This is a genomic window from Pseudomonas sp. Pse1, assembly GCF_024519635.1.
Lineage (GTDB): Bacteria > Pseudomonadota > Gammaproteobacteria > Pseudomonadales > Pseudomonadaceae > Aquipseudomonas.
Genome location: NZ_JALJRO010000001.1, coordinates 29059 through 53621, shown reverse-complemented (window position 1 = coordinate 53621; position 24563 = coordinate 29059). Strand labels below are relative to the sequence as shown.

Here is a 24563-nt window from a genome sequence, read left to right as displayed (position 1 = left end):
CGCGGCGGCCCATGGCTTAGAAGTGGGTAAAGGTCAGGCCGAGCTTGAAGGTCGGGCCGTATTCTTCGTACTGGGCGTTGTAGGGGCGGTGGCCGGTGTAGACGAAGTACGACTCGTCAGTGAGGTTCTGCGCCTCGAAATTCAGCTGCAGGTTCTTGGTCAGGGCGTAGTTGGCGCTGAAGTCGACAAAGGTCTGCGAGTCGACGTGCAGGTCGTGGGCGGCGTCGTTGATCGCCGCCAGCTCATACAAATAGTCGGACTTGTAGTTGGCCGACAAACGCAGGCTGAGCTTGTCGTTCTCCCAGCCGAGCATCAGGTTGCCGACGGTGTCGGACTGGCTCGGCAAGTCGATGCTGCGTTTGAGGTTGCGTCCGCTGGCAGCGTCAAAGCCTTCGATCTCGGCGTCAGAGCGGCTGAAGGTGGCGTTGGCCCCCAGCAGCAGGCCATTCCACGGTGCCGGCAGCCAGTCGAATTTCTGCGAGTAAGCCAATTCCAGGCCGTATAACTTGGCGCTGTCGCCATTGGTGAAGGTGTGGGCCTCGGAGAAATTGACCCAGGCCCCGGTGCCGGCGAGGTCGGTGTTGTAGACGAAGTTCTGGATGTCCTTGTAGAACACGAACGCCGACACCGTGCCCGCACGCCCCATGTAGTGCTCGATGCCAAGGTCGAGGTTGCTCGACTCCAACGGCTTCAGATTGGGGTTGCCGAAGGTCGCCTCGTCATCCTCGATGACAAAGCCCGGCGCCAGTTGGCCGAAGGTCGGGCGCACCACCGACTTGGTCCACGCCGCGCGCACCTGGGTGTTCTTGTCCAGTTGATAGCGCGCATGCAGCCCCGGCAACCAGTGGTGATAATCACGTTGGGTGTCAGTGGCGCTGAACTCGCCATCGTCGACCCCGGTGCCCTTGGCCTCGAACTCGGTGCCCTCGTAGCGCATGCCGACGATAAAGCGCCAGTCGTCGAGGTCGAGAGTGTTCATCAGGTAGCCGGCGTTGATGTCCTCGCTCATTTTGAAGTCGTTGACCCGCGATTCGGTCTCGTCGTAAAAGTCCGCACGGTCGAGGCTGCCAATCAACTGCTCGATGCCACTGCCGCTGATGCCCGGGCCGAAATTGCCGAGGCGGTAGTCGACCTTGCCCTTGCGCAATTGGTTGAGATTGAGTTGTTCGTCGCTGAACCCAAGGTCGGCGAAATCCTTGTAGACCCAGGCGTCAAGGTCGTTGTCCTTGTCCCGCCGGCTGAGCTTGCCGCCGAACTTGAACTGCGAGGCGTAGCCGTTGAAGTCGTATTCACGGGCCAGGTCCAGACGCAGGTTCTTCTCGGTGTCGGTGGTCTTCTGTTTTTCCCAGTCGACCTTGTCCAGGCTGAAGTTGCTCGGGTCGTAGAAGCCTTGACCAATGATCGGCCGGGGCTTGTCGCGGTCGTAGAAACCACTGTCGGTGAAGTCGTCGGCGGCGTCGAAGGCGGCATTGGCGATGTGCCCCGGACTGTCTTCGCTGGAGCGGCTGTAGCCGGTCTGGCCGCTGAGGGTCCACAGCCCGAGGGTGCGTTCGCCGCCGAACACATACGACTGGATCTCCTGGGTTTCCTCGCGCTGCTTGAGCTTGCGCTTGGTTTCGGCATCGCCCAGTTCACCGGCCGCCAGCGGGTCGGCGAACTCGATGCTGGTGGAGTTGCGCGTCTCGCTGTCCTTGTAGCGGCTGTACAGGGTGCGCAGGTAGTAGCTGCTCAGGTCGTCGGGCTTGTAATCGAAGTTCAGGCCGCCGCCGCTGCGTTCGCGGCGGATGTCGTAGTCGCGTTGCTCGAACTCCTGCAGCCGTGGCCCCCCTTCGAAATCCCAGGCGCCACCGGTCTCGACGTTATCCGAACCGAAGTCGCGCTTCTGCCAGCTCAGTGCCGCAGCCACGCCAAAGTTATCGATGCCGTCGCCCAGGCTGAAACGATCGCTGACCGCCCCGGAGAATTTCGGGCTGGTCTGGCGGGTGTTCTTGTCGTAGCTGGCCTCGCTGCTGCCGGTGTAGAACAAGCCTTGATGGTCGAAGGCGGAGAGGCTTTTGACGTCGACCGTGCCACCGAGGGAGTTGGCGTCCATGTCCGGGGTCAGGGTCTTGATCACCGACAGCGATTGCACCAGCTCCGAGGGCAATACATCGAGGGCCACCGCGCGGCGCTCGCTTTCCGGCGACGGCACCAGGGTGCCGTTGATGGTCACGCTGTTGAGGTCCGGCCCCAGGCCGCGCACGCTGACAAAACGGCCCTCGCCCTGATCGCGCTCGATGCTGATCCCCGGCAAGCGCTGGGCCGCTTCGGCGACGTTCTCATCGGGCAACTGCGCCATGCCGTCGGCGTGCACCACGCTCTCGATGCTGTCGGAGGCGCGTTGCTCCTTGAGTGCCTGGCTGATGCTCGCGGCCTGCCCCACCACATCGACGTGTTCGGTCTGGCCGGCGGCCTGCAGGCGCTCGCTGGCAATCGCCAGGGCCAGGGCGGTCAGGGTAAAGCTGACGAGCCCGGCGGTGCCGCGATGGCGGTGGCTGCTGCGCTGGTACATGGTGGTCCCCCCAAGAGTCCGATGACGCCAGGCAAGAGGCCCGGCAACTGGGAGGGCAAGCTAGGGGTGGCGAATGACGGTTCTGTGACAGGCTTGGCTGGCGAGTGCTGTAAACCGGGGTTTTGCCGGGGATCGAGGGGCTGATTGAGCTGATTTGACCTGTGTTCGTGAACACCGGTGACCGGCGAGAGTACGTCTGCATGTGCCACGCGCGCTGACCGACCGCGCCGACGACGAAATTCGCCATGGCACGGTGAGCCGATTTGACCTCCCTGCCCTGTCATCCAACCGTCACATCGATCTGCTGTGCTGGCGCGCATCGTTTGTTCGCCCAAGGATCACGGCCATGTTTTCAGTGCTCAAACCCCATCGTTGGAAACTCATGCTGTTGCTGCTGGCGGCCAACCTGGGCCTGCTGCTGCACCTGGCCTGCGGCGAATTGAAAAGTGTCGAGGAATGGGTCTGGCTGGACATCGTCGGCGAAGGCGGCTCGGCGTTGCTGGCCCTGGTCTGGCTGGGGCTGGTGCTGAAAAGCCGACCGGCCGGACGGGTCACCAACTACCTGGCGCTGGGCCTGAGTTGCATCTTTTTCTCCTGGTGGATCGACAGCCTCGACGAGTTTATCCGCCTGCCCGACAGCATCACCTGGGACCACTGGCTGGAGTCCGGACCGATGCCAGTGGGCATGGTCCTGCTGACCCTGGGCATCTATCACTGGCACCGCGAACAACTGGCGATCAGCGCGCAGATGGAGAAACGCGAGCGGCTGTTTCGCGAGCACCGGCTGTTCGACAAGCTGACCCCGCTGGGGGGCGCCGACTACCTCAAGCGCCAGTTGACCAGCAGCCTGGAAGAAAGCCTCGCCCAGCAGCAACCGCTGTCGCTGATGGTGCTGGACCTGGACCACTTCGCCGCGATCAATCAGGCCTATGGGCATGCCGAAGGCGATGCGGTGTTGCAGGCCCTGAGTCACTTGCTGCTGCTCAACCTGAGGCGCCAGGACCTGCTCTGCCGCCTCGCCGGTGACCGTTTCGTGGTGCTGCTGCCCAACACCGGCGAGAGCCAGGCGCGCCTGCTGGCGCTGGAGTTGCAGCAAGCGGTCCAGGGCCTGGCGCACAAGACCCGGCAACACGGCGAGCGCCTGCACCTGGCGGCGAGCACGGCAGTGGTGATGGCCATGGATGAGTCGCCGGAACAGTTGCTCAAGCGCCTTAACCTGGCCCTGGCCCGGGCCAAGCAACCGCTGGCCAAGTCTGCCTGAGGCCGCCCCATGACAGTAAAAACACGTTGGTACGAAACCGACAGCCGCTTCATCCCCGGGCACTACCAGCCGGCAACCCTGATCGACCTCGCACTGTCGCGGGACATCGACAGCCATCGCCTGCTGCGCGGCACCGGGCTGTTCCACGAAGACATCCTCGCCGGGCAGACACGCCTGAGTCCCCAGCAATTTCTCTCGTTGATCGGCAACAGCCGGCGCCTGCTCGGTGCCGACGACAGCAGCTTCCTGTTTGGCCAGCGCCTGCTGCCCGGGCATTACGGCCCCGCCAGCCATGCCTTGCGCCATGCGCAGAACCTGCATCAGGCACTCGACACGATGGTCCAGCAACAGGTCCTGCTCAGCCCGCTGGCAGCCCCGCAGTTGTTGCTCGACGAGCACCACGCCTACCTCTACTGGCAGGACACCTGCGGCGCCGCCGAGCAATGGCGCTTCCTGCTGGAAGCGAGCATGACCTCGCTGGTCGCCATGAGTCAGTGGCTGAGCGGCCAGCGCCTGCCCTGGGAATGCAGCCTGAGCTTTGCCGAGCCGCGCTATGTCGAGCAGTACTGGGTGCATCTGGGGGAGCAGACGCAATTCCAGCGGCCGCTGGACATGATGCGCATCCCCCGCGAATACCTGGCGCAACCCTGGCCCGGTGCATCGGCCACCGCCGGCCAGGTCGCGCGCCAGCAAGCCCAGCAGCAGATCGAGCAACTGGGCTTTGCCGCCAGTTTTCTCGCTTGCCTCTACCGCTACCTGCAAACCCACGTCCGCCAGGCCCCCAGCCTCGAACAAGCGGCCCAGGCCTTTGCCATGAGCCCGGCGACCCTCAAGCGCAAACTGCACAAGCACGACACGGGCTTTCAGCAGCAGGTGGACCTGGTGCGCAAACATGTGGCGCTCTATCTGTATCAGGTCAAGGGCCTGAACAACGACGAAGTGGCGGCCTACCTGAGCTTCAACGATGCGGCGAATTTTCGGCGCTCGTTCAAGCGCTGGACCGGCAGCACACCGAATCTGATTCGCCAGCTATTCAGTGGTGGTTGATACCTCTGCCTTCGTGGTGCCCTGGGTGATGCTGCGGGCATGTCGCTTGGCCGGAAGGCTGCCGCTCCCCCAAATACCCAAACACCCCCCGCAACGCCTCCTCCGGCGCCCTCGGCGCAAAACCCAATTCATCGCGGGCCTTGTCAATCCGATACTCCTGCGCCACCCCATGAAACATCCGAACCTGACTGCGTACCATCTGCGCCGGCCGCCCACTCACCCGCGCCCACCCCTCCTGCGCCCAGGCCACCGCCCACAACAACCACCGGGGTGCTGGCGGCGGCAAACGATAACCAGGGACCACCGCGTTTGCCGCCTCGATAATCTGCGCCAGCGACGAACTGCGCTCATTGGCCAGAATATAACGCTGCCCGGATCGGCCTTTCTGCGCCGCGAGAATCATGCCCTCAGCCACATCGCGCACATCCACAAAATTGAAATGAAAGCCCGGATCCAGCGGCACCTGGCGCCGCCGAATCGACTCGATAAAACCCATGCTGTCGGTCAGGCGCGCGGCGTTCGGTCCAATCATCGCCGAAGGCAACACCACCACCATCGACAAATCCAAAGCCCGAGCCATCTCCCAGGCGGCGCGTTCGGCGAGAATCTTCGAGCGGTAATAGGCATTCTCCTGCTCGTCGTTCCAGTGCTGCTCATCGAGCGGCTGACCGTTGTGCCCTACCGCCGCCACGGAACTGACATACACCACCCGCCGAACCCCGGCGCGCGCCGCTGCCCGCAGCACTCGACGGGTGCCCTGGACATTCGGCTGGATGATCTCGGCCTGCGGATTTTTCGCCCAATGCCGAAACACCGCCGCCACCTGATACAACACATCGACCCCAAGCAGCGTGTCGAACAAGGTGCCTTCATCGAGCAACTCAACGTACACCCGCTCGCAGTCCAGCCCGTCCAGCGCCGGCGCATGGGCCACATCACGAACGCCGGCGCGCACCCGATACCCCTGGGCCAACAACGCCCTGACCAGGGTACTACCCAAGTGCCCATTGGCCCCCGTCACCAGACATAATCGACTCATGACACCTCGCAGAAAACGCTATCCATGTTAGTGCGCCGAGGTTAAACCCGGCCCCATGGGGGAGAGTCAAGGTCGCGTCGAGATGCCGATCGAAAGCGTTTTTGACGACTGTGCTTGAACAACGAGCGCAAAAATGAAAAAACCGACGCCCTGTTACCGGTGTCGGTTTTTTTTCAAGCATGGATCAGCCATCACCCTCAGTCGTGATGCACCCGCGCGCGCTTGAGCAGTTTCTTGCAGCGCTCCGAAAGGTGCAGTACCCGCAGGTGTTTGCCGGCCTTGCTGTAGCGTTCACGCAGGGTATCGAGGGCGGCAATGGCCGAGTAATCGACGAAGCTCAGGTGACGACAGTCGAGGGTCACCTGGGCCGGGTCGCCAGCGGTGTCGAACTGGTTGAGAAAGGCCGTGGTCGAGGCAAAGAACAGCGTGCCGTGGGCGCGGTAGAGTTTGCTGCCGTCGGCCTCCATATGCCCGTCGGCGTACAGCTGGCGGGCCTGCTGCCAGGCGAAGTTGAGCGCGGCAATGATCACCCCACAGAGCACCGCGACGGCGAGGTCGGTGAACACCGTGACCAGGGTCACCGCAATAATCACCAGCACATCGTTCAGCGGCACCTTGTTCAGCACCCGCAGTGAGGCCCAGGCGAATGTCTGCTGCGACACCACGAACATTACCCCGACCAGCGCCGCCAGCGGGATACGCTCGATCAGCGGCGAGAGGAACAGCACAAACAGCAGGACCATTACTCCAGCGACCACGCCACTGAGCCGACCACGGCCACCGGAGCTGAGGTTGATCACGGTCTGGCCGATCATCGCGCAACCGCCCATCCCACCAAAGGCCCCGGAGACCATATTGGCTGCGCCCAGCGCCACGCACTCACGGTCGGGGAAGCCACGGCTCTCGGTGATTTCGTCGGTCAGGTTGAGGGTCAGCAGGGTTTCCAGCAAGCCCACCATCGCCATCACCAAGGCATAAGGCGCGATGATCTGCAGGGTTTCCAGGGTCCACGGCAGGTCGGGCCAGGCCAAGGTCGGCAAGCCGCCGGCGATGTGCGCCATGTCCCCCAGGGTGCGGGTCGGCAGGCCCAGCAGGTACACGCCCAGGCCAACGCCGAGGATCGCCACCAGCGCCGGCGGCACGGCGCGGGTCAGGCGCGGCAAGACGTAGACAATCGCCATGGTCAGCGCCACCAGGCCGATCATCATGTACAACGGCTTGCCGCTGAGCCACGCCTCGCCATCCTTGAAATGCTCCAGTTGCGCCAGGGCAATGACGATCGCCAGACCATTGACGAAGCCGAGCATCACCGGATGCGGCACCATGCGCACCAGTTTGCCCAGGCGCAGCAGGCCGAAGATCATCATGATCAGCCCGCCCAGCAGCACCGTGGCCAGCAAATACTGCACACCGTGCTGCACCACCAGCGCCACGATCACCACCGCCATCGAACCGGCGGCGCCGGACACCATGCCCGGTCGACCGCCGAACAGTGCAGTCAGGGTACAGATGATGAAGGCGCCGTAGAGTCCCATCAGCGGATTGAGGTGGGCCACCAGGGCGAAGGCGATGCACTCGGGCATCAGGGCAAAAGACGTGGTGAGTCCGGCCAGGACATCGGCGCGCAGACGATTGAGTTTCATGGCTTACCTGAAATGAAGGACCGGCGAATGCGGTCACGGGCGATGCGACAAAAATAGGCGGCGAATGTTACGCAATTGCCGTGCGCCGGGCCAGTCGCACGGGTGAATCACCGCCTTTGGAGCGAGCCTGCTCGGAATGAGGCCTGCACATCCAACATCTTCGCTGACGGTGACACCGCTATCGCGAGCGAGCTCGCTCCAAGGTTTGTGTCGGGCTCAATGGGCAACTCGGCGATATTTTGTAACAACTGTCGGCGGCGCCTGGCATCCTGCGTGCTACACCTTTGTGAGCCTCTCTCCCCTCGAGTCGACTGCTCATGACCGCCACGCCCCTGCTCACCGCATTCCTGCCCATTGCCCTGGGCATCATCATGCTCGGTTTGGGCCTGTCGTTGACCCTGGCCGACTTTGCGCGGGTGGTGAAGTATCCCAAGCCGGTGCTGATCGGGCTGGTCTGCCAGTTGCTGGTACTGCCGTTCTTCTGTTTCCTGATCGCCAAGGGCTTCCAGCTCGAACCGGTGCTGGCGGTCGGCCTGATGCTGCTGGCCGCCTCCCCCGGCGGCACCACGGCCAACCTGTACAGCCACCTGGCCCACGGCGACGTGGCGTTGAATGTGACGCTGACGGCGGTCAACTCGATGATCGCGATCCTCAGCATGCCGTTGCTGGTGAACCTGTCGTTGCTGTACTTCATGTCCGCCGACCAGGCCATTCCCCTGCAATTTGCCAAGGTGCTGCAGGTGTTCGCCATTGTCCTGATACCGGTGGCCCTGGGCATGCTGGTGCGTCACCTGGCGCCAGCCTTCGCCGCACGCATGGAAAAACCGATGAAGATCGTCTCGGCGCTGTTCCTGGTGGCCACCGTGACTGTGGCTTTCATTAAGGACTGGCAGACCGTGGTCGAGTACGCCCCCGTCGTCGGCCTGGCTGCGCTGCTGTTCAATCTGCTGAGCCTGGCCGTCGGTTATGGCGTCCCGAGGCTGTTGCGCCTGCCCCGGCGCCAGGCGGTGGCGATCGGTATGGAGATCGGCATCCACAACGGCACCCTGGCGATCGCCCTGGCCCTAAGCCCGAGCCTGCTGAACAACTCGACCATGGCCATTCCGGCGGCCATCTACAGCCTGATCATGTTTTTCACCGCCGCCGGCTTCGGCTGGTGGGTCAACCGCGTGCATGGGCAACAATTGCGCCGTGAGGAGCGGGAACTGGCGAGCTAAACCCGCCTCTACGTCTGCTGCACCACGCTGCGATTGCGGCCCTGCTGCTTGGCCTGGTACATCAACTCGTCCGCCTGCTTCAGCGCCTCGGCTATTGTGCCGCCATTGCCAGGCCATACCGCGACGCCGAGGGAAATGGTCAGATGCCCCACCGTCTCGATCGGCGTCTGCGCCACTGACAGCCGCAGGCGCTCCGCGACCTCCCTTGCCACGCTCAAAGGCGCCCCGGGCAACAACAATAGAAACTCTTCACCACCGACTCGACAGGCCAGGTCGACCTCTCGCGAACAGCCCTTCATCAACTGCGCCACCACGCTCAAGGCCACATCGCCGACGTCGTGGCCATAGGTGTCATTGACCTGCTTGAAGTGGTCGATATCCAGTGCAATCACTGAAAAAGACTGCCGGGTGGACTCCAGCGTCTCCAGTGCCTGATCCATCGCTCGCCGATTCAGCAACCCGGTCAAGGGATCGGTCTGCGCCTGGCGACTCAGGCCACCAAGCTTTTCCTGGACCAGGCCAAAACCCTTGAGCAGCGCCTGCTTGATCAATTGCGCCTCTACGTACCAGGCGCGCACCGCGTTGATTCGCTCAGCGGTGTGCGGCGCATCCATTTGCCCGGCGCTCTCGGCCAGTTGCTTGAGGGGACGAGTAATAAATGTCGCAACCCACCAGATGCCAAGAAAGCCGATCAGGCTCAGGGGGGCGACCCCCAGCAGCATCTGGCTCATCAACTGATCGAGGGCCGCCAGCGTCTGTGCTTTCGGTCGCTGGGAAATCACGCCCCAGTTGGCCATCGGCACGCTGGCGTAACCGGCGAGCATCTCCACGCCCTGGGAATTGAGCGCGTCCATGGCCCCGCTCTGACCCTGAATCACCGCGTCGACCACCGGATTCATGCCGATCACTTCACCAACCCGCTGCATATCGGGGTGGTAGATCAATCGCCGCGAGCTATCCACCACATAGGCCTGGGTCGACTCGCGATAGAAGTGGTTGCTGATCAGGGTGTGCAGCACCCCGGCCTTGCGCAGATCGATGGCGCCGCCGACAAAGCCCAGGTAACGCCCATAGGGGTCGAGCACCGGCTGGGAAATGAACACCACCAACTCTCCCGCAGACGAATGATAAGCACGGCTGACCAGCGGCCGGCGCTCATGCAGGGCGCGACGGACGCCCTCGATGTTGAGGGTGGTGTGTTCCAGTTGCAGGCTGTCCGGCGCGGCGCGCAGCACCATGGCGCTGGTGTTGACCACGGCGATGTTGGTGAAACCGGCGTCCTGTTCGCGCAGGCGACGCACCTCGGCATCCAGCACCGCCGGCTTGTCGAAGTCCCGGCCGAGGATCACCGCGCTGTACGCCAGTTGCTGCTGCGAGGCCTGCAGGTACTCGCCAATACTCGAGGCCACCTTGGCCGCGTAAGCCCGATTGGCCTCCAGCGCGTTCTCCACCAGCACGGTTCGCTGCACCCGGTAGGCGGCGTAGAAACTGTTGATGAGGGTAGTCAGCGCCGTCGCCACGGCAAACAGCAGGATCAACCGGCGCAGGTTTATCTTCCCTGAAAGTCTGTCTGGCATACCGCTTACACCACCCCTTCTGAGCCAGGGGCAAGAGCCTGCAATTGACTCGCGAGGTTGAGCAACGGGGATAGAAGCATAAGCAGACGCCTGTTCATGAGTGAGCGGATTCAACGCTGGTGATTGTAGCCAAGCGCGCGCCGGGCGCTGGCCGGAATTCTCACGCTTGCCGGGATTGATATGCCATGGATACAATTGCTAATAATTCTCACTAACAAAAAACCCGACGTGATGAGCGAACTCCAAGCGGCCATGCACCAGCAGCACCTACGCAGTGTCGAAGCCCTCTACGTCGGCCATCAAGGCTGGCTGTACGCCTGGCTGCAACGCAAGCTGGGCAACCGGGTGGACGCCGCGGACCTGATGCACGACACCTTCACCCGGGTGCTGGCGGCCAAGGCGCTTCCCGACCTGGCCGAACCCCGGGCGTACCTGACCTGCGTGGCCAAGGGCATCATGATCAATTGGTATCAGCGCCAGGCGCTGGAACGCGCCTACCTGGCGGCGCTCGCGCAAGTGCCCGAGGCCCTGGTGCCCTCGCCGGAGCAGCGTTACCTGATCCTCGAAACCCTGCATGAAGTCGATGCCCTGCTCAACACCTTGCCACCGCTGGTCAAGCGCGCGTTCCTGCTGTCGCAGATCAGCGGGATGAAATATGACGATATCGCGCTGCAACTGGAGCTGTCCCTGACCACGGTCAAGCGCTACATCAAGCAGGCCTTTGTGCAATGCCTGCAGTTGATGCCGGAATGAGTGGCCCAGCGCAGATCGATCCGCTGATCCTCGACGAAGCCGCCGAGTGGCTGATGCGCCTGGGCGAAGGCAACCTCAGCAGCGAGGAACTGCGCCAGTGGCAGCAATGGCGCACCAGCAGCCTCGAGTGTGAGCGCGCCTGGCGCCGTGCCGAACGTCTGCTCGGCAGTCTCGGCAGTCTCGGCAGTCTCGGCAGTCTCGGCGGCTTGCCCGTGGACCTGGCGCTGTCGAGCCTCGATCGCCCGGCCAGCCCGCAACGCCGCGCCATGCTCGCCCGTCTCGCAGCGCTGCTGGCGCTGGCGCCGGCCAGTTGGCTGGGCTGGCAATTGAACGAACGCCAGGGCTGGAGCGCCGATTTCCATTCGCCGATTGGCCAGCGCCGGCAACTGACCCTGCTCGATGGCAGCCAGGTCACCCTCAACACCGACACCTCGATCGATGTCGCCTTCGATGGCCAGCAGCGCCTGGTACGGCTGCTCAGGGGGGAAATCCTGCTGCGCAGCGCCGCCGATATCCAGGTGCCCGCCCGGCCCTTGCGGGTCAGTACCGCCCAGGGACGATTGCAGGCGTTGGGCACGGTCTTTAGCGTGCGCGAGGATGCTGGCATGACCCGTCTGGCGGTCCTTGAAGGGCGCGTGCAGATCGAATTGTCCGGGCGTGTGCAAGCGACGCCAAGTGTGGTCATGGCCGGCCAGCAATGCACGTTTTCCGCCAGCGCAATCGGCGCCCTGGGCACCACCGACAGCAGCCGCATCGCCTGGACCGAGGGCATGCTGGTGGCTGACCGTATGCCCATGGGCGAATTCGCCGCCGAGTTGGCGCGCTATCGACCAGGCATCGTCCGTTGCGATCCGGCCGTTGCTCAAGTGCGGGTGTCCGGGGCGTTTCCGCTGGACGACAGCCAGCGTGCGCTGAACATGCTCGGCCAGACCTACCCTGTACAAGTCACCTCACGGCTGGGTGGTTACTGGGTGACGATCGCGCCTGTTTGACGCGAGCAAAAAATATTTTCGCATTGGCCTGACACTTTTTTTGCGCTCGGCTGGCAAGGGAATAACACCCCTTCTCCCTTGCCCACAGGATCACTTCTCGATGCCCGTTGTCCCCGCAACTACTCCGCCCTTTCGTCGCACCGCTTACGCACTGCTTGGCCTGTTGATCAGCGGCGCCTGCGCCCAGGCCTGGGCAGCACAGCCACAGGCGCTGACCAGCAGCCAACAACGCAGCTACCAGATCCCGGCCGGCAACCTCGGGCAGACACTCTCGCGCTTCGCCGCCGAAAGCCATATCGCCCTGTCGTTCGACCCGAGCCTCACCGACGGCCAGCAAAGCCCGGGACTGAGCGGCAGCTACTCACCGCTTGAAGCCCTGACCCGCCTGCTCAGCGGCACCGGGCTGGACCTGCAGCAACGCGCCGACGCCAGCTACACCCTGGTGCGCTCGGCCAATGCCGACGCCCTGCAACTGGCGCCGACCGCCATCACCGGCCAGGGCCTGGGCGTGACCACCGAGGGCACGCGTTCCTACACCACCGATGAAGTGAGCATCGGCAAGGGCAACATCAAGCTCAAGGACATCCCGCAGTCGGTGTCGGTGGTCACGCGCCAGCGCATGGATGACCAGAACATGAACAGCCTGCAGGACGCCATGCGCCAGGTCACCGGGGTGACGATCAAGACCTACAACTCCGGGTCCAGCCTGAATGACGTCTACATGCGCGGTTTCCTGGTCGACCAGGTGCAGGTCGACGGCGTCTCGCAACCCACCGGCCAGGGCGACATGGCCACCAGCTTCGACCTGGCGATGTACGACCGCATCGAGGTGCTGCGCGGCCCATCAGGCCTGTACCAGGGCGCCGGCGAACCGGGCGGCACGATCAACGTGGTGCGCAAGCGCGCTTTGAGCAAATTTGCCCTCGGCGGCGAACTCGCCGCCGGTTCCTACGATCACTACCGCTCCTCGGTGGACGTCACCGGCCCATTGAACGACCAGGGCAACGTGCGTGGGCGCTTCATCACCGCCTACGAGAACAACAAATCCTTCGTCGACTATGCGCAGAACGAACGGCCGATGGCTTACGGGCGCCTGGAGTTCGACCTCGATCCGGCCACCACCCTATCGGTCGGCGGCGCCTATCAGCAAAACCACTCGACCCCGGCCTTCGGCTTGCCGGCCTACGCCAACGGCAACCTGCTCGACGTGCCGCGCTCGACCTTCGTCGATGCCAAGTGGAACGAACTCAACGAAAAAGTCTGGGAAACCTTCGCCGAAGTCGACCACGCCCTGGACAACGGCGGCCAGTTCAAGACCACCCTCACCTACCGCGACGCCGAGACCCCGCAGCGCAACTTCACCTGGGCTGACGGTGCGGTCGAAGAGAACGGCGACAGCTGGGCGGTGGCGTACAACTACTACACCCACATCAAGACCATCGGCGTCGACAGCTTCGTCACCACCCCCTTCGAAGCCATGGACCGCAGCCACGAATTCACCGTCGGTGCCGAATACCAGCACCTGGACAAGGACTTCACCTACGGCGGCGGCGACTACTTCCCGATCAACGTGTTCGATCCGGGCAGCATCGATATCCCCAAGCAGAATTACGAACAGAACAACGGCAACTGGTCCAAGTCCGATCAATACGGGATCTACACCCGCGCCAAGTTCAACGTCACCGACTGGCTGGACGTGATCGGCGGCAGCCGGGTGACCTGGTACGAGAGCGACGCGAAAAAGGCCAACCCGTTCTTCAACGACTTCGGCGAGGCCCACACCAGCATCAACCGCAAGGTCGTGCCGTACGGCGCGCTGATCGCCAAACTGACGCCTGAGCTGTCGGCCTATGCCAGCTACACTGGGGTGTTCAAACCGCAGAGCGAGATTGGTTCGGACAATGAGCCGATCGGTCCGCGCAAGGGCAAGCAGTATGAAATCGGCCTCAAGCGCGAGTTCTTCGACGGGCGCCTGAATGCCAGCGTCGCGTTGTTCCGCATCTACGATGAAAACCGTGCCGAGTACAACAACAGCACCGCCTCCTACATGGCGCAAGGCAAGGCCCGCAGCGAAGGCTGGGAAACCGAGTTGAGCGGTAACCTGAGCGACAACTGGAGCATCGTCACCGGCTACGCCTACACCGCCACCAAGATGCTCAAGGCCGATGACGGCACCGAAGGGCAGACCTTCAGCACCATCACCCCACGGCACAACTTCAACCTGTGGACCCGGTACGACTTCACCGATGGCCCGCTCAAGGACTTCAACGTCGGCGGTGGTGTACGAGTGGTCAGCGATACCTACTACCAGCGCGAAGTGCGCTTCGAACAAGGCGGCTTCGCCGTCGCCACGGCCCAGGTCGGCTACCGCTTCAACGAAAACCTGTCCTCGACCCTGACCGCCAACAACCTGTTCGACCGCAAGTACTACGACCGGGTGGATGCGTCCTGGGGCACCAACTTCTACGGCGACCCGCGCAACCTGACCCTGACCTTGCGCGCGCAGTACTGACCCACACCGCATCAACTTCATCGCCAGCAGGCTGGCTCCTACAGGGATTTGCATGCATCACAGCATGTGTGATCGCCACCAATCCATTGTAGGAGTGAGCCTGCTCGCGATGGGGCCAGCAGCGACACCGCATCAAGCGGACCCGCTCATGTATGATGCGCGCCCTCTCGCAAAAGGACTGCACCCATGACCCCTCCCCGCATCCGCGCGCTCGCGCTGTGTGTGTTCCATTACCAGGGCAGGATCCTGGTCAACCGCTTTGACGACCCGGTCACCGGGCGCTGCATGTACCGGCCGCTGGGTGGCGGGATCGAGTTTGGCGAGACCAGCGCCCAGGCCATCGTCCGCGAGATCCACGAGGAACTGGACCTGCCCATCGACCACCTGCGCCTGCTGGGCACCCTCGAGAGCCTGTTCGTCTACAACGACAAACCCGGCCACGAAATTGTCAGGGTCTACGATGGCCAATTCACCGACCCCAGCCGCTATGAACAGCCGCACCTCGACGGCCACGAAAGCAACGGCGCACCGTTCCGGGCTACCTGGCAGGGCAGTTCAAGCTTTACCGACGAATCGCCGCTGGTGCCGCAAGGGTTGCAGTCACTCTTGCAGAGTGCCGGGTTGCTGGACTGATATCGGTCGACGCTGCTGGCGGTGAACAACACCGCCAGCGCCTGCTGCCTCAACTCGAATGCACAATGCCCTCGTCCGGCAAGTCGTCCAGCACTTCCGGCTGGCTGGGGTCCTCGGTGATCACCGTGAAGTCACTGACTTCGATGGCGCCCAGGCCATAACCGAGCAAGTGGAAGGAGAACGCCTTGCGCGATTCGGGGTTGTCGAAGCTGAAGTCCATCTGCAGCGGCTGGTCGCTGGTCACGACCATTTCTTCCGGCAGGCCCAGCGGCACGTCCTGCTCCATTTCCTTGGCCTTGAGCAGGATGTAGGCGGTTTCCTGCGGGTCGACCGCGCGCACCGTCAGGCGCACCCGGGTATGGGAGCCCTTGGGCATTTCCAGGTACTGAGCGCCGATCAGGTTGTCGGCCCAGTCATCCTTGACTTGCGCCTGCAACGGGATGATCGCCGAGCTGCCGAACTGATAATGCTGGTTCAACGGGGTGCGCAGCAGGGTTCGGTCCAGGGCCGTGGCCCGGGCGGTGATCTGCCGTGCGCGCAGGCCGCCGTACTGGCCGATGAAACTGGCGCGTTCGGCAATGAAACCCTCGCTGTTGTAGTAGCGGCAACGCTGCTGGAAGTCGCATTCGGTGAGGGTGCCCTGGCCGTCGTGGTAGCGCAGCTTGCCGTTGGTGTACGACATGATTTCGCGGCCGGTGGTGTAGTCGCGAAACAGCGAGCGGCCACTGAGGGCGGACGGCACCGGCAAGGCGAAGTAGTCGAGGATCGAGGCGCTCAGGTCGACATGGCCGTAGACCCCGTGCTTGACCTTGGGCAACTCTGCCTGCTCCGGCGCCAGGGTCAGGTTGAAGCCCCAGGACGAGGCCAGGCGCACGCCGTCAATGCCATGGGATTCGTCGGAGGTGATGACCACCAGGGTGTCCTTGAGCACGCCTTGGCGCTCCAGGCCATCGAGAAAGGCGCCAAGGGCATCGTCGAGGTAACTGACCGCGGCCTGCTTCGCGGTGTCGTAGCGCTGCAGGTAGTCTTCCGGCGCCGAGTACGGCTGGTGCGTGCCAACGGTCAGCAGCGTCAACATCCACGGCTGCTGCTGTTTCTTCAGACCACTGACATAGTCCAGCGCGCCCTCGAAGAACGCCTTGTCGTCCTTGCCCCAGGGGAATTCCAGGTAGTTGCTGTTGCTGAACCACTCCAGGCCATGGGTGGCGTCGAAGCCGATGTGCGGCATGATCTTGTCTTTGGCCATGAAGCGCAGGCCGGCGCCCTGCAGGTAATGGGTGGCGAAACCGTTCTTGTGCAACTGCGCCGGCAGGCAGGCCTGGTTGCGTTCGGTCTGGGTCAGCATCTCGACACCCTTGGGCGTGCCATTGTCGAGCTTGTCGTAGTCACCGCAGAGCATCGCGTACAGGCCACGAATGGTCTGGTGGCTGTGCAGCACATAGTCCGGGGTGTTCATGCCGCGCTCGGCCCAACGGCTGAGGTTAGGCATGAGGTTTTCCTGATAACGGCTGTTCAGCGCCTCGCGATTGACTCCGACATAAGCCCCGGGGATCCCCTCCAGGGTGATGATCAGCACATTGCGCGCGCGCCCTGGGGCGGCCAGGAGTTTTTCGCCGTCGAGGTCGAGCTGGGTCAGGCCGGCCATTTGTGGCGGCACCTCTACCTGGTCGCCTTCCAGCCATTCTTCGCCACGCATCTGCAGATCGCCGACGGCAGCGGCCAGCAGTTGGTGCGGCAAGTTGAACTGGCGCCATTGATCGGCTTCGCTCGGGTGCAGGTACTGCGCGCCCCAGTGGGCGGTCAACAGCAGCACGGGGGCGGCCCAGGCACTGCGCGGCAGACGCGGCTGCGGCTGGGCGCGGCCCAGCCATTGGGTCGCCAGCCACAGGAGCAGCGCCAGCACCAGCGATGCCGCCAGCCATGGCTGGGCAAAACTGCCACTGGTGGATTTTTCGAGGAATTGCGGATCGACCAGGTAATTGAGGTCGGCGGCATTCGGCAGGCGGCCAACGGCGCTGACCAGTTCAGCGGTGGCAATGTTGAACAGGCCCCAGACCAGTAACAGCGGCACACTCAGCCATAGCGGCCGGCGATGCAGCAAGACCACCAGCAAACTGCCAATCCCCAGGTCCGAGAGATAGCCCATCGGGTCCGACCAACCCAGGGCCGCGCGCAAGCACAGCGGAACCACCAACACCAGGCCGATCAGGGCAGCGAGGCGCGCACGTGGTCGCTGCAACCAGTGACGAATAATCTTCACAAAAAGGCTTCCAGACATTAAATCTTCATATAGATGTGCTCGATGTTACCAAGGGATACACACAAAGACCCTCTTAAACTCCAGGCCTGTCGCGATCGAAGCGGTCGATCCTCATGGCACGAGCGCCGATAAGCCGGCTAATTGTCCGTAAAGCTTGGGTTAGAGCGCTGTAAGAAAACTCTGTAAAGCCCTTCCCCAAGCACTCGGCAAGTTGTTTCAGGCTGTTTAATGACGCCCACACCCCATCCTTCGCACGCAGTCGCCCGCCCGAGCTGAAAAAATCCCAAGCTCTGCTAACGTCAGCAATGCAGTCGATCACTCTCAACCCTCAGAGGGACTCCAGCATGTCGACCCCAGCGCTGCCGTTGATCACCCGCGTCAAAGCTTCGCTCTGTGCCACGGCACTGGGTGCCACGCTGCTGGCGTTGAGCGCCTGTAGCAGCATCGATGCGCAAACCACCGCCTACGTCGGCGTGCCCCATCCGGCACCGACCCTGGCAGCGAATGTCCAGGTCCTGCGCAGTGAACCGCTGCGCCCGCACATTCGTCTGGGCGAGGTGCTGATCGACGCCAGCGTCGACCCGGCCCCACCGATTACCGATGTCGAACAGAAACTGCGCGAAGAAGCGGCGAAGATTGGCGGAGACGCAGCGGTGGTGGTGTATGACCGCATCCAGCCGGTCGGCATCTACGTCAACGGCCCGCTGTGGGCACGGGATGCGCAGCAGATCGACGGGCGCAAGCTCAAGGCGATCGTGATCCAGTACCGCTGATTCCACCGGCAAAGCCGTTGACGGCTGACAAGGTTCGGTCACGAAAAATCATTACATTACTGGATAATTCGATATAGCTACCTACGCTAAACCTCCAGTAGCGCTATTTCGAATCAGCAGCGTCGTGAAACCCAAGGGGAAGGAGTCTTCATGCTTTTCGGCCGTCCGCGCGTCTCGTTGGTGAGCTTGACCCTGTTGTCGCTGGCGGTTGCCCAGCAGGCCCATGCCGGCGGCATCATGCTCTACGAAATCGGCACCGATAACGCCGGCCTCGCCAATGCCGGCGCCGCCGCTCGCGCCCAGGGCCCTTCGACCATCGCCAGCAACCCCGCCGGCATGAGTTACCTGTCGGGCACGCAGATCACCGGCGGCCTGCAGGTGCTGTATGGCGACATCAGTTTCAGCCGCGACGGCAACACCAACGTCTCGGGCAGCAACAGCGGCAACGCCCTCGATCCGATCCCTGGCGCGAGCTTTTTTATCAGCCATCAACTCGACGACAACTGGAGTGTCGGCTTCGGCTCCTACGGTGACTTCGGCCTGGCGGTCAACTACGACAACGACTGGTCGGGGCGCTACTTCGCGCAGAATTCCAGCATTGCCGGGCTGTCCCTGGTGCCCAGCATCGCCTACCGCTTCGACGATCAGTGGTCGGTGGGCGTCGGCGTCAAGGCCATGTACGGCATGCTCCAGGCCCAGACCGCGATCGACCGATCGCCGCTGGGTCTGCTCGATCGCGGTGACGGTCAGTACAAATACAAGGACAGCGATTGGGGCTATGGCGCCAACGTCGGGGTGATCTACGCCCCGCAACCCGGTACGCGCATCGGCCTGGCCTATACCAGCCAGGTCGACCTCGACTTCAAGGACAACCTCGACGTCAAGGGCAATGGCGCGGTGCTCGATCGCCTCGATGGCACCGACACCCAGCTGTCGATGCAGGTGCCGCAGACCGTCACCCTCAGTCTGTTCCAGCAACTCGACCAGCAGTGGGCATTGCTCGCTTCGGTGAATTGGCAGGACTGGTCGGAATTCGGCGAAGTCGGCATCGACGTCGACACCGCCGTTGCCGGTGCACGTTCGACCACCGTGGATGCCAAGTACAAGGACACCTACCAACTGGCACTGGGCGCACAATACCAGGCCACTGAACAGTGGCTGTGGAATGTCGGCGTGGCCTATGACAGCAGCGCCGTTTCCGACAGCCATCGTTCGGTGGTGGTGCCCATGGCCGAGTCCTGGCGCCTGGCCACCGGTGCCACCTACGCATTGGACAAGGACACCGACATCAACCTCAGCTGGGCCATGGTCTGGCTCGGCGACATGCCGGTGGATCAGAGTAAATCCCTGTCCGGCGATCGAATTTCAGGACAGTTCGACAACACCTGGATTCAAGCCGTGACCGGCAACATGACCTGGCGTTTCTGACGCTTCCACCCCTTACACCTGAACAAAGGCAATTAAAAACATGGAGTCAAATGCTATGAGCTTGTCACGCAAACTGATCTTCGGCGCCGCACTGACCAGCCTGCTGCTGGGTGGTTGCACCTCGAAAATTACCGAGAAGGACCAGTACTCCGGATTCCTGTCCAACTACAACAACATGGAGGAAGTGACGACCCCTAGCGGTGACAAAGCCCTGCGCTGGGTCAGCCCGTCGTGGAACCCCAATGCCTATGACACCGTGGCTTTCAACAAGCTGGACTTCTACCCGGCCCCCAAGCCCGATGAGCGCGTCAACCGCCAGACCCTGACGGAACTGCAGAACTACATGTTCAACGGGGCCAAGGCCACGCTGGGCACCAAGTACCGCATCGTCCCTAACGCCCAGTCGGCACCCGCCGGCGCCAAGGTCCTCAACCTGCGTGCGGCAATTACCGGCGTCAGCGCCGCCAACGAAGGCATGAAGTGGTACGAAGTGGTCCCCATTGCCGCCGTAGTGGGCGCGACCAGCGCTGCAACCGGTCACCGCGACCAGGACACCACGCTGTTCATCGAGGCTGAACTGGTGGATGCGCGGACCAACCAGACCGTGGTTCGGGTCGTGCGCAAACTGTTCGGCAAAACCCTGGAGAACTCCAGCCAGAAAATCACCGCCAACGACTTCAAGGCGGCGATCGCCAAGCTCAACAGCGACTTGCAGACGTTTATCCGCTAAGCCTCACGCAGTTGCCAGCCCCCTCTTGCGGGGTGCTGGCATTTCGACACTGCCGCGCTTGCCTTCGCACCAGCCAGACGCTACTGTCAAACCCATGAATCAAGCCCGCGTGACCTCGACCACCTTTACCACGACCGCCCCCGGCGGGTCGTGAGAGGTGCTGTGAGCCAGCCGGCACAGTCACTTCAAAGGCCCCGCCAGCAATGGACGGGGCCTTTTTATTGCCCTGCTGTCGCTGGCTTCACTGCAAGGAAATGCACCATGCACGCACTCTTGATCCTCGACATGCAAGTCGGCCTGTTCCACGGCTCGGACGCGCCCTGGCGCGGCGAAGGCCTGCTGGCCAATATCAATCTAATGCTGGACAAGGCCCACCAGGCCGGAGCGCCGGTGTTTCTCGCAAGGCATGTCGGCCCGCCCGGCTCACCGATCGAGCCCGGCAGCCCGTTGACCTGTTTGATTCCGGAATTGGCGTTGCAGGGCGATGAAATCATCTTTGAAAAAAACCGCCCCAGCGCCTTTGCCCGCACTGACTTCGCCCAGCGCCTGCGTGAGCTCGGCGTATCGACGCTGCTGATCGCCGGCATGAAGACCCAATACTGCGTCGACAGCACCTGCCGCGCCGCCCGCGACCTGGGCTTCGACGCGCTGCTGGTGGAAGACGCCCATGGTTGCAGCGACACCGCGACACTCAGCGCCGAGGCGATCATCGCCCATCACAATGCAACCCTGGCCGGGCCGTTCTGCCGACTGGTGCAAAGCGCCGACTGGCAATTCCCTCGAGGAGAACAGCCATGAGCCTGCTGATTCGCCTGGCCGGCGCCGCCGATGCCAGCGCCATCAGCCAGGTGGTGTTGGCCGCATTGCGTGAGTCCAACGCCGCTGATTACTCGCCGGAGATCATCGAGCAGGTCGCCGCGAACTTCTCGCCGGCGGCGATCCTCGGCTTGCTCGAGCAGCGTCAGGTTTTTGTGGCGACCAACGATCAGCAGGTGATCGCCACCGCCAGCCTCGACCGCGATGTGGTACGCAGTGTGTTCGTCGACCCTCGGCATCAGGGCAGCGGCGTTGGGCGGAAATTGATGGCGGCGATTCATCAAGCCGCCACCCTCGCCGGCATCGACACCCTGCGCGTGCCCTCTTCGCTGACCGCCGAGGGCTTTTACCGCAGGCTTGGTTACGAGGTGCGGGGCGAGCAGCTTCACGGCGCCGAACGCACGATCATCATGCAAAAGCACCTGCCTGCACGTACGGCGTGATATTGGCCATGGCGCGCTCGACGTAGTGCTCCTTCTCGCCCACCGGTGCGACGTAGTGCACGGCGTTGCGCGCCGCTTCCTCGCCCTGCAGACGGGCAATGATCCACGCCGCCAGGTAAGTCGAGGCCAGGCAGCCGCCGGCGGTGGCGACATTGCCTCGGGCGAAAAACGCCTGGTTCAGCACCTCGACACCCGCCGCCTGGACCCAGGGTTTGGTGGTCAGGTCGGTGCAGGCCGGCACGTTGTGCAGCAGGCCGAGTCTGGCCAGCACCAGGGCCCCGGAACACTGGGCCGCCAGCAACTGGCGTTCGGGGTCGAGTTGCAACTGCGCCATCAACGCCGAGTCGGCCACGGCTTCGCGGGTCAGCGCGCCGCTGCCGATGATCACCGCATCGGCGGCACTGGCTTGCTGCAAGGTCGATTGGGACTCGATCAACAGCCCGTTCATCGAGCGCACCCGCAGCGTCGGACTGGCGATCGATACCCGCCAGCCGGGAGTCTTGATCCGGTTCAGCACGCCGAGGGCAATCAGGGAATCGAGTTCGTTGAAACCTTCAAAGGTGACGATAGCGATGTGCATGGCCAGCTCTTCCTTTATGGGGCAGTTGTGAAGACTCAGGCTAAGGCGAATAATCAGGACAATCAAAAAATTGTACTGGATACAAGCCCATGCCCCGCTCTCGCTACAAGTCGCTGGTGGACGCCTTCGCTGCGGACATTCGCAGCGGCCGTTTGTCCCCCGGCACCCGCCTGCCGACCCACCGCGAGCTGGCCGGCCGACATGGCCTGGCGCTGGCCACCGCCACCCGGGTCTACGCCGAACTGGAAAGCATGGGCCTGGTCAGCGGCGAAACCGGGCGCGGCACCTTCGTCCGCGAGACCGCCCTGCCCGCCGGCCTCGGTGTCGACCAGCACGCCGTGGCTTCTGGCCTGCTGGACCTGAATTTCAATTACCCGGCGCTGCCCGGCCAGGCCGAATTGCTGCGCGGTGCCTTGCGCCAACTGGCGACCTCCGGCGATCTGGAAGCCTTGCTGCGCTACCAGCCCCATGGCGGACGGCCCCATGAGCGCACCGCCGTCGCCCGGCATCTGGCGTGCCGAGGGCTGACGGTCGACGAGTCGCAGGTGCTGCTGGTCAGCGGCGCCCAGCACGGGCTGGCGGTGACCCTGATGGGCCTGCTGCGATCGGGGGACCTGATCGCCACCGACGCCCTCACCTACCCCGGGTTCAAGGTGCTGGCCGAGGCCCAGCGCCTGGAGCTGGCACCGATTCCCGCCGCCAACGGTGAGCCCGACCTGCTGGCCCTGGCGCGCCTGTGCCGGCAACGCAAGGTGCGTGCGGTCTACTGCATGCCGACCCTGCACAACCCGTTGGGCTGGGTCGCCAGCCTGGAGTGGCGCGAACGCCTGGTGCGGATTGCCCGCGAACATGACTTGCTGATCATTGAGGACGCGGCCTACGCCTTTCTCGCCGACCAGCCGCCAGCGCCCTTGGCCGCGTTGGCGCCTGAGCGTTGCGTCTACGTGTCGGGGTTGTCGAAGAGTGTCGCCACCGGGCTGCGGGTCGGCTTTGTCGCCGCGCCCCCCGCGTGGATACCCGCCCTGGAACGCAGCATCCGCGCCACCGTGTGGAACACCCCCGGTGTCATGACCTCGATTGCCTGCCAATGGCTGGACGACGGCACGGTCATGCGCCTGGAGCAGCAAAAACGCGAGGATGCCGCGCAGCGCCAGGCCATGGCCCGGCGGATCCTCCACGGTCTGGCGTGCATCGGCCACCCGCAGTCGTATTTCCTCTGGCTGACGTTGGGCGAGGAAGTGCGCGCCGATCAGGTGGCGATGGCGCTGATGGCGGAAAAGGTCTCGGTGTCGACCGCCGAACCTTTCGCTACCTCAACCGCCATGCCCCACGCGATCCGCCTGGCCCTCGGCTCGCTAGCGCTGGACAGCCTGGAACTCGCGTTGCAAACGGTGCGGCGGGTGGTCGAAGCGCACAGTTATTGAGGCTCCGACTGCACCACGCCACGCTCTTCGAGCAAGCGCACAAACATCGTCAGGCTTTGCGACACCGTGCCCCGGCGCCACACCAGCCAGGTGCGCAAATAGCGGAACGCTTCGCTCAGCGGCCAGATACTCACGGTGCTGCAACCGGGCATGCTCTCGAGCATGCTGCGCGGCATCAGCGCCAGCCCGGCGCCGGCACTGACGCAGGCGAGCATGCCGTGATAGGACTCCATTTCATGGATCCGCCCCGGCACTGCGGCGTCCTTGCTGAACCAGCTTTCGAAGTGATGACGGTACGAGCAGTTGGCGCGAAAGGCATAGATACTCTCGCCATTGACGTCCCGGGCGCGCTGGATCGGCGCGTGGTTGAGCGGCGCGATCAGGACCATTTCTTCCTCGAACGCCGGCACCCCTTCCAGCGCCGGGTGCAACACCGGACCGTCGACAAAGGCCGCCACCAGCCGCCCGGAGAGCACGCCGTCGATCATGGTTCCGGAGGGCCCGGTGGACAGGTCCAGCTCGACCTTGGCGTACTGCTGGTTATAGGCCGCCAGCAGTCCGGGGATGCGCACCGCCGCGGTGCTTTCCAGCGAGCCAAGGGAAAACGCACCCTGGGGTTCTTCGCCGGCCACCGTGGCCCGGGCTTCCTGCACCAGGTCGAGAATACGTCGGGCATAGTCGAGAAAACTCCAGCCCGCCGGCGACAGGCGCAAGCGGCTTTTCTCGCGGATGAACAGATCGACGCCCAAGTCCTGCTCCAGTTGCTTGATGCGCGTGGTCAGGTTCGACGGAACCCGGTGGATCTGCTGGGCGGCGGCGCTGATGCTGCCGTGTTCGGCCACGGCCTTGAAGATTTCCAACTGAACCAGATCCACTTCATTCTC

The 24563-nt window shown here is 63.4% G+C and carries 20 protein-coding genes; 13 read left to right on the top strand and 7 right to left on the bottom strand.

Annotated features, from left to right (window positions below):
• Window positions 1-16: 16 nt before the first annotated feature.
• Window positions 17-2551, bottom strand: coding sequence for a TonB-dependent receptor (locus tag NR126_RS00225; RefSeq protein ID WP_256829398.1), 2535 nt, complete (start codon window positions 2549-2551; stop codon window positions 17-19).
• Between the two features lie 346 nt (window positions 2552-2897).
• On the opposite strand from NR126_RS00225, the gene NR126_RS00220 reads away from it, so the two are divergent.
• Window positions 2898-3812: a GGDEF domain-containing protein gene (locus tag NR126_RS00220; protein WP_105755464.1), complete on the top strand. Its 915-nt coding sequence runs from the start codon at window positions 2898-2900 to the stop codon at window positions 3810-3812.
• 9 nt (window positions 3813-3821) lie between these two features.
• Window positions 3822-4859 carry an AraC family transcriptional regulator gene (locus NR126_RS00215; protein ID WP_256829397.1) on the top strand — a complete coding sequence of 346 codons (1038 nt, stop codon included), beginning with the start codon at window positions 3822-3824 and terminating at the stop codon, window positions 4857-4859.
• Here the strand turns inward: NR126_RS00215 and NR126_RS00210 are convergent.
• Window positions 4846-5898 carry an NAD-dependent epimerase/dehydratase family protein gene (locus NR126_RS00210; protein ID WP_256829396.1) on the bottom strand — a complete coding sequence of 351 codons (1053 nt, stop codon included), beginning with the start codon at window positions 5896-5898 and terminating at the stop codon, window positions 4846-4848. The two genes, NR126_RS00215 and NR126_RS00210, sit on opposite strands and share 14 nt — an antisense overlap.
• Window positions 5899-6095: 197 nt before the next feature.
• Window positions 6096-7541 carry a SulP family inorganic anion transporter gene (locus NR126_RS00205; protein ID WP_105755463.1) on the bottom strand — a complete coding sequence of 482 codons (1446 nt, stop codon included), beginning with the start codon at window positions 7539-7541 and terminating at the stop codon, window positions 6096-6098.
• Between the two features lie 317 nt (window positions 7542-7858).
• Between NR126_RS00205 and NR126_RS00200 the strand changes: the two genes are divergently transcribed.
• Window positions 7859-8758, top strand: coding sequence for a bile acid:sodium symporter family protein (locus NR126_RS00200; protein WP_027618281.1), 900 nt, complete (start codon window positions 7859-7861; stop codon window positions 8756-8758).
• Window positions 8759-8766: 8 nt separating this feature from the next.
• Here NR126_RS00200 and NR126_RS00195 read toward each other — a convergent pair whose 3' ends face one another.
• On the bottom strand, window positions 8767-10335 hold the full coding sequence (locus tag NR126_RS00195) for a diguanylate cyclase (RefSeq protein WP_027618280.1): 1569 nt from the start codon (window positions 10333-10335) through the stop codon (window positions 8767-8769).
• 231 nt (window positions 10336-10566) lie between these two features.
• Here NR126_RS00195 and NR126_RS00190 point away from each other — a divergent pair, with 231 nt between their 5' ends.
• The 4 genes from NR126_RS00190 to NR126_RS00175 all read left to right on the top strand — a co-directional run bounded on the left by NR126_RS00190 (window position 10567) and on the right by NR126_RS00175 (window position 15225).
• Window positions 10567-11088, top strand: coding sequence for a sigma-70 family RNA polymerase sigma factor (locus tag NR126_RS00190; protein WP_105755461.1), 522 nt, complete (start codon window positions 10567-10569; stop codon window positions 11086-11088).
• Window positions 11085-12080, top strand: coding sequence for a FecR domain-containing protein (locus NR126_RS00185; RefSeq protein WP_256829395.1), 996 nt, complete (start codon window positions 11085-11087; stop codon window positions 12078-12080). The genes NR126_RS00190 and NR126_RS00185 overlap by 4 nt, the downstream gene beginning before the upstream one ends.
• Before the next feature lie 100 nt (window positions 12081-12180).
• Window positions 12181-14592, top strand: a complete 2412-nt coding sequence (locus NR126_RS00180; protein WP_256829394.1) for a TonB-dependent siderophore receptor — start codon at window positions 12181-12183, stop codon at window positions 14590-14592.
• 186 nt (window positions 14593-14778) lie between these two features.
• A complete protein-coding gene (locus NR126_RS00175; RefSeq protein WP_256829393.1) occupies window positions 14779-15225 on the top strand; it encodes an NUDIX hydrolase in 447 nt (148 codons plus the stop codon).
• 49 nt (window positions 15226-15274) lie between these two features.
• Here the strand turns inward: NR126_RS00175 and NR126_RS00170 are convergent, their stop codons facing one another.
• Window positions 15275-17503: an LTA synthase family protein gene (locus NR126_RS00170; RefSeq protein ID WP_105755446.1), complete on the bottom strand. Its 2229-nt coding sequence runs from the start codon at window positions 17501-17503 to the stop codon at window positions 15275-15277.
• A 326-nt stretch (window positions 17504-17829) separates the two neighbouring features.
• Here NR126_RS00170 and NR126_RS00165 point away from each other — a divergent pair, with 326 nt between their 5' ends.
• The 5 genes from NR126_RS00165 to NR126_RS00145 all read left to right on the top strand — a co-directional run bounded on the left by NR126_RS00165 (window position 17830) and on the right by NR126_RS00145 (window position 21675).
• The gene (locus tag NR126_RS00165; protein ID WP_027618274.1) at window positions 17830-18258 is read left to right on the top strand and encodes a hypothetical protein; all 429 of its coding nucleotides are present in this window, start codon (window positions 17830-17832) and stop codon (window positions 18256-18258) included.
• A gap of 150 nt (window positions 18259-18408) precedes the next feature.
• Window positions 18409-19686, top strand: a complete 1278-nt coding sequence (locus NR126_RS00160; RefSeq protein ID WP_256829392.1) for an OmpP1/FadL family transporter — start codon at window positions 18409-18411, stop codon at window positions 19684-19686.
• A 55-nt stretch (window positions 19687-19741) separates the two neighbouring features.
• Window positions 19742-20416, top strand: coding sequence for a DUF3313 domain-containing protein (locus tag NR126_RS00155; RefSeq protein WP_105755444.1), 675 nt, complete (start codon window positions 19742-19744; stop codon window positions 20414-20416).
• Between the two features lie 261 nt (window positions 20417-20677).
• Window positions 20678-21214: a cysteine hydrolase family protein gene (locus NR126_RS00150; RefSeq protein ID WP_105755443.1), complete on the top strand. Its 537-nt coding sequence runs from the start codon at window positions 20678-20680 to the stop codon at window positions 21212-21214.
• Complete coding sequence (locus NR126_RS00145) at window positions 21211-21675, top strand: GNAT family N-acetyltransferase (RefSeq protein WP_256829391.1); 465 nt, start codon at window positions 21211-21213, stop codon at window positions 21673-21675. The genes NR126_RS00150 and NR126_RS00145 overlap by 4 nt, the downstream gene beginning before the upstream one ends.
• On the opposite strand, the gene NR126_RS00140 is transcribed toward NR126_RS00145, so the two are convergent.
• Window positions 21641-22255, bottom strand: coding sequence for a DJ-1/PfpI family protein (locus tag NR126_RS00140; protein ID WP_027618269.1), 615 nt, complete (start codon window positions 22253-22255; stop codon window positions 21641-21643). The two genes, NR126_RS00145 and NR126_RS00140, sit on opposite strands and share 35 nt — an antisense overlap.
• Window positions 22256-22344: 89 nt before the next feature.
• Between NR126_RS00140 and NR126_RS00135 the strand changes: the two genes are divergently transcribed.
• On the top strand, window positions 22345-23679 hold the full coding sequence (locus NR126_RS00135; protein ID WP_256829390.1) for a PLP-dependent aminotransferase family protein: 1335 nt from the start codon (window positions 22345-22347) through the stop codon (window positions 23677-23679).
• Here NR126_RS00135 and NR126_RS00130 read toward each other — a convergent pair.
• Entirely contained in the window at window positions 23673-24554 is an 882-nt protein-coding gene (locus NR126_RS00130) for a LysR family transcriptional regulator (RefSeq protein ID WP_105755440.1), read from the bottom strand. The genes NR126_RS00135 and NR126_RS00130 overlap by 7 nt on opposite strands.
• Between the last annotated feature and the right edge of the window lie 9 nt (window positions 24555-24563).

Bases quoted from the DNA above. Each gene is read 5' to 3' on its own strand.
- NR126_RS00225 (WP_256829398.1), bottom strand. From the start codon at position 2,551: ATGTACCAGCGCAGCAGCCACCGCCATCGCGGCACCGCCGGGCTCGTC.
- NR126_RS00220 (WP_105755464.1), top strand. From the start codon at position 2,898: ATGTTTTCAGTGCTCAAACCCCATCGTTGGAAACTCATGCTGTTGCTG.
- NR126_RS00215 (WP_256829397.1), top strand. From the start codon at position 3,822: ATGACAGTAAAAACACGTTGGTACGAAACCGACAGCCGCTTCATCCCC.
- NR126_RS00210 (WP_256829396.1), bottom strand. From the start codon at position 5,898: ATGAGTCGATTATGTCTGGTGACGGGGGCCAATGGGCACTTGGGTAGT.
- NR126_RS00205 (WP_105755463.1), bottom strand. From the start codon at position 7,541: ATGAAACTCAATCGTCTGCGCGCCGATGTCCTGGCCGGACTCACCACG.
- NR126_RS00200 (WP_027618281.1), top strand. From the start codon at position 7,859: ATGACCGCCACGCCCCTGCTCACCGCATTCCTGCCCATTGCCCTGGGC.
- NR126_RS00195 (WP_027618280.1), bottom strand. From the start codon at position 10,335: ATGCCAGACAGACTTTCAGGGAAGATAAACCTGCGCCGGTTGATCCTG.
- NR126_RS00190 (WP_105755461.1), top strand. From the start codon at position 10,567: ATGAGCGAACTCCAAGCGGCCATGCACCAGCAGCACCTACGCAGTGTC.
- NR126_RS00185 (WP_256829395.1), top strand. From the start codon at position 11,085: ATGAGTGGCCCAGCGCAGATCGATCCGCTGATCCTCGACGAAGCCGCC.
- NR126_RS00180 (WP_256829394.1), top strand. From the start codon at position 12,181: ATGCCCGTTGTCCCCGCAACTACTCCGCCCTTTCGTCGCACCGCTTAC.
- NR126_RS00175 (WP_256829393.1), top strand. From the start codon at position 14,779: ATGACCCCTCCCCGCATCCGCGCGCTCGCGCTGTGTGTGTTCCATTAC.
- NR126_RS00170 (WP_105755446.1), bottom strand. From the start codon at position 17,503: ATGTCTGGAAGCCTTTTTGTGAAGATTATTCGTCACTGGTTGCAGCGA.
- NR126_RS00165 (WP_027618274.1), top strand. From the start codon at position 17,830: ATGTCGACCCCAGCGCTGCCGTTGATCACCCGCGTCAAAGCTTCGCTC.
- NR126_RS00160 (WP_256829392.1), top strand. From the start codon at position 18,409: ATGCTTTTCGGCCGTCCGCGCGTCTCGTTGGTGAGCTTGACCCTGTTG.
- NR126_RS00155 (WP_105755444.1), top strand. From the start codon at position 19,742: ATGAGCTTGTCACGCAAACTGATCTTCGGCGCCGCACTGACCAGCCTG.
- NR126_RS00150 (WP_105755443.1), top strand. From the start codon at position 20,678: ATGCACGCACTCTTGATCCTCGACATGCAAGTCGGCCTGTTCCACGGC.
- NR126_RS00145 (WP_256829391.1), top strand. From the start codon at position 21,211: ATGAGCCTGCTGATTCGCCTGGCCGGCGCCGCCGATGCCAGCGCCATC.
- NR126_RS00140 (WP_027618269.1), bottom strand. From the start codon at position 22,255: ATGCACATCGCTATCGTCACCTTTGAAGGTTTCAACGAACTCGATTCC.
- NR126_RS00135 (WP_256829390.1), top strand. From the start codon at position 22,345: ATGCCCCGCTCTCGCTACAAGTCGCTGGTGGACGCCTTCGCTGCGGAC.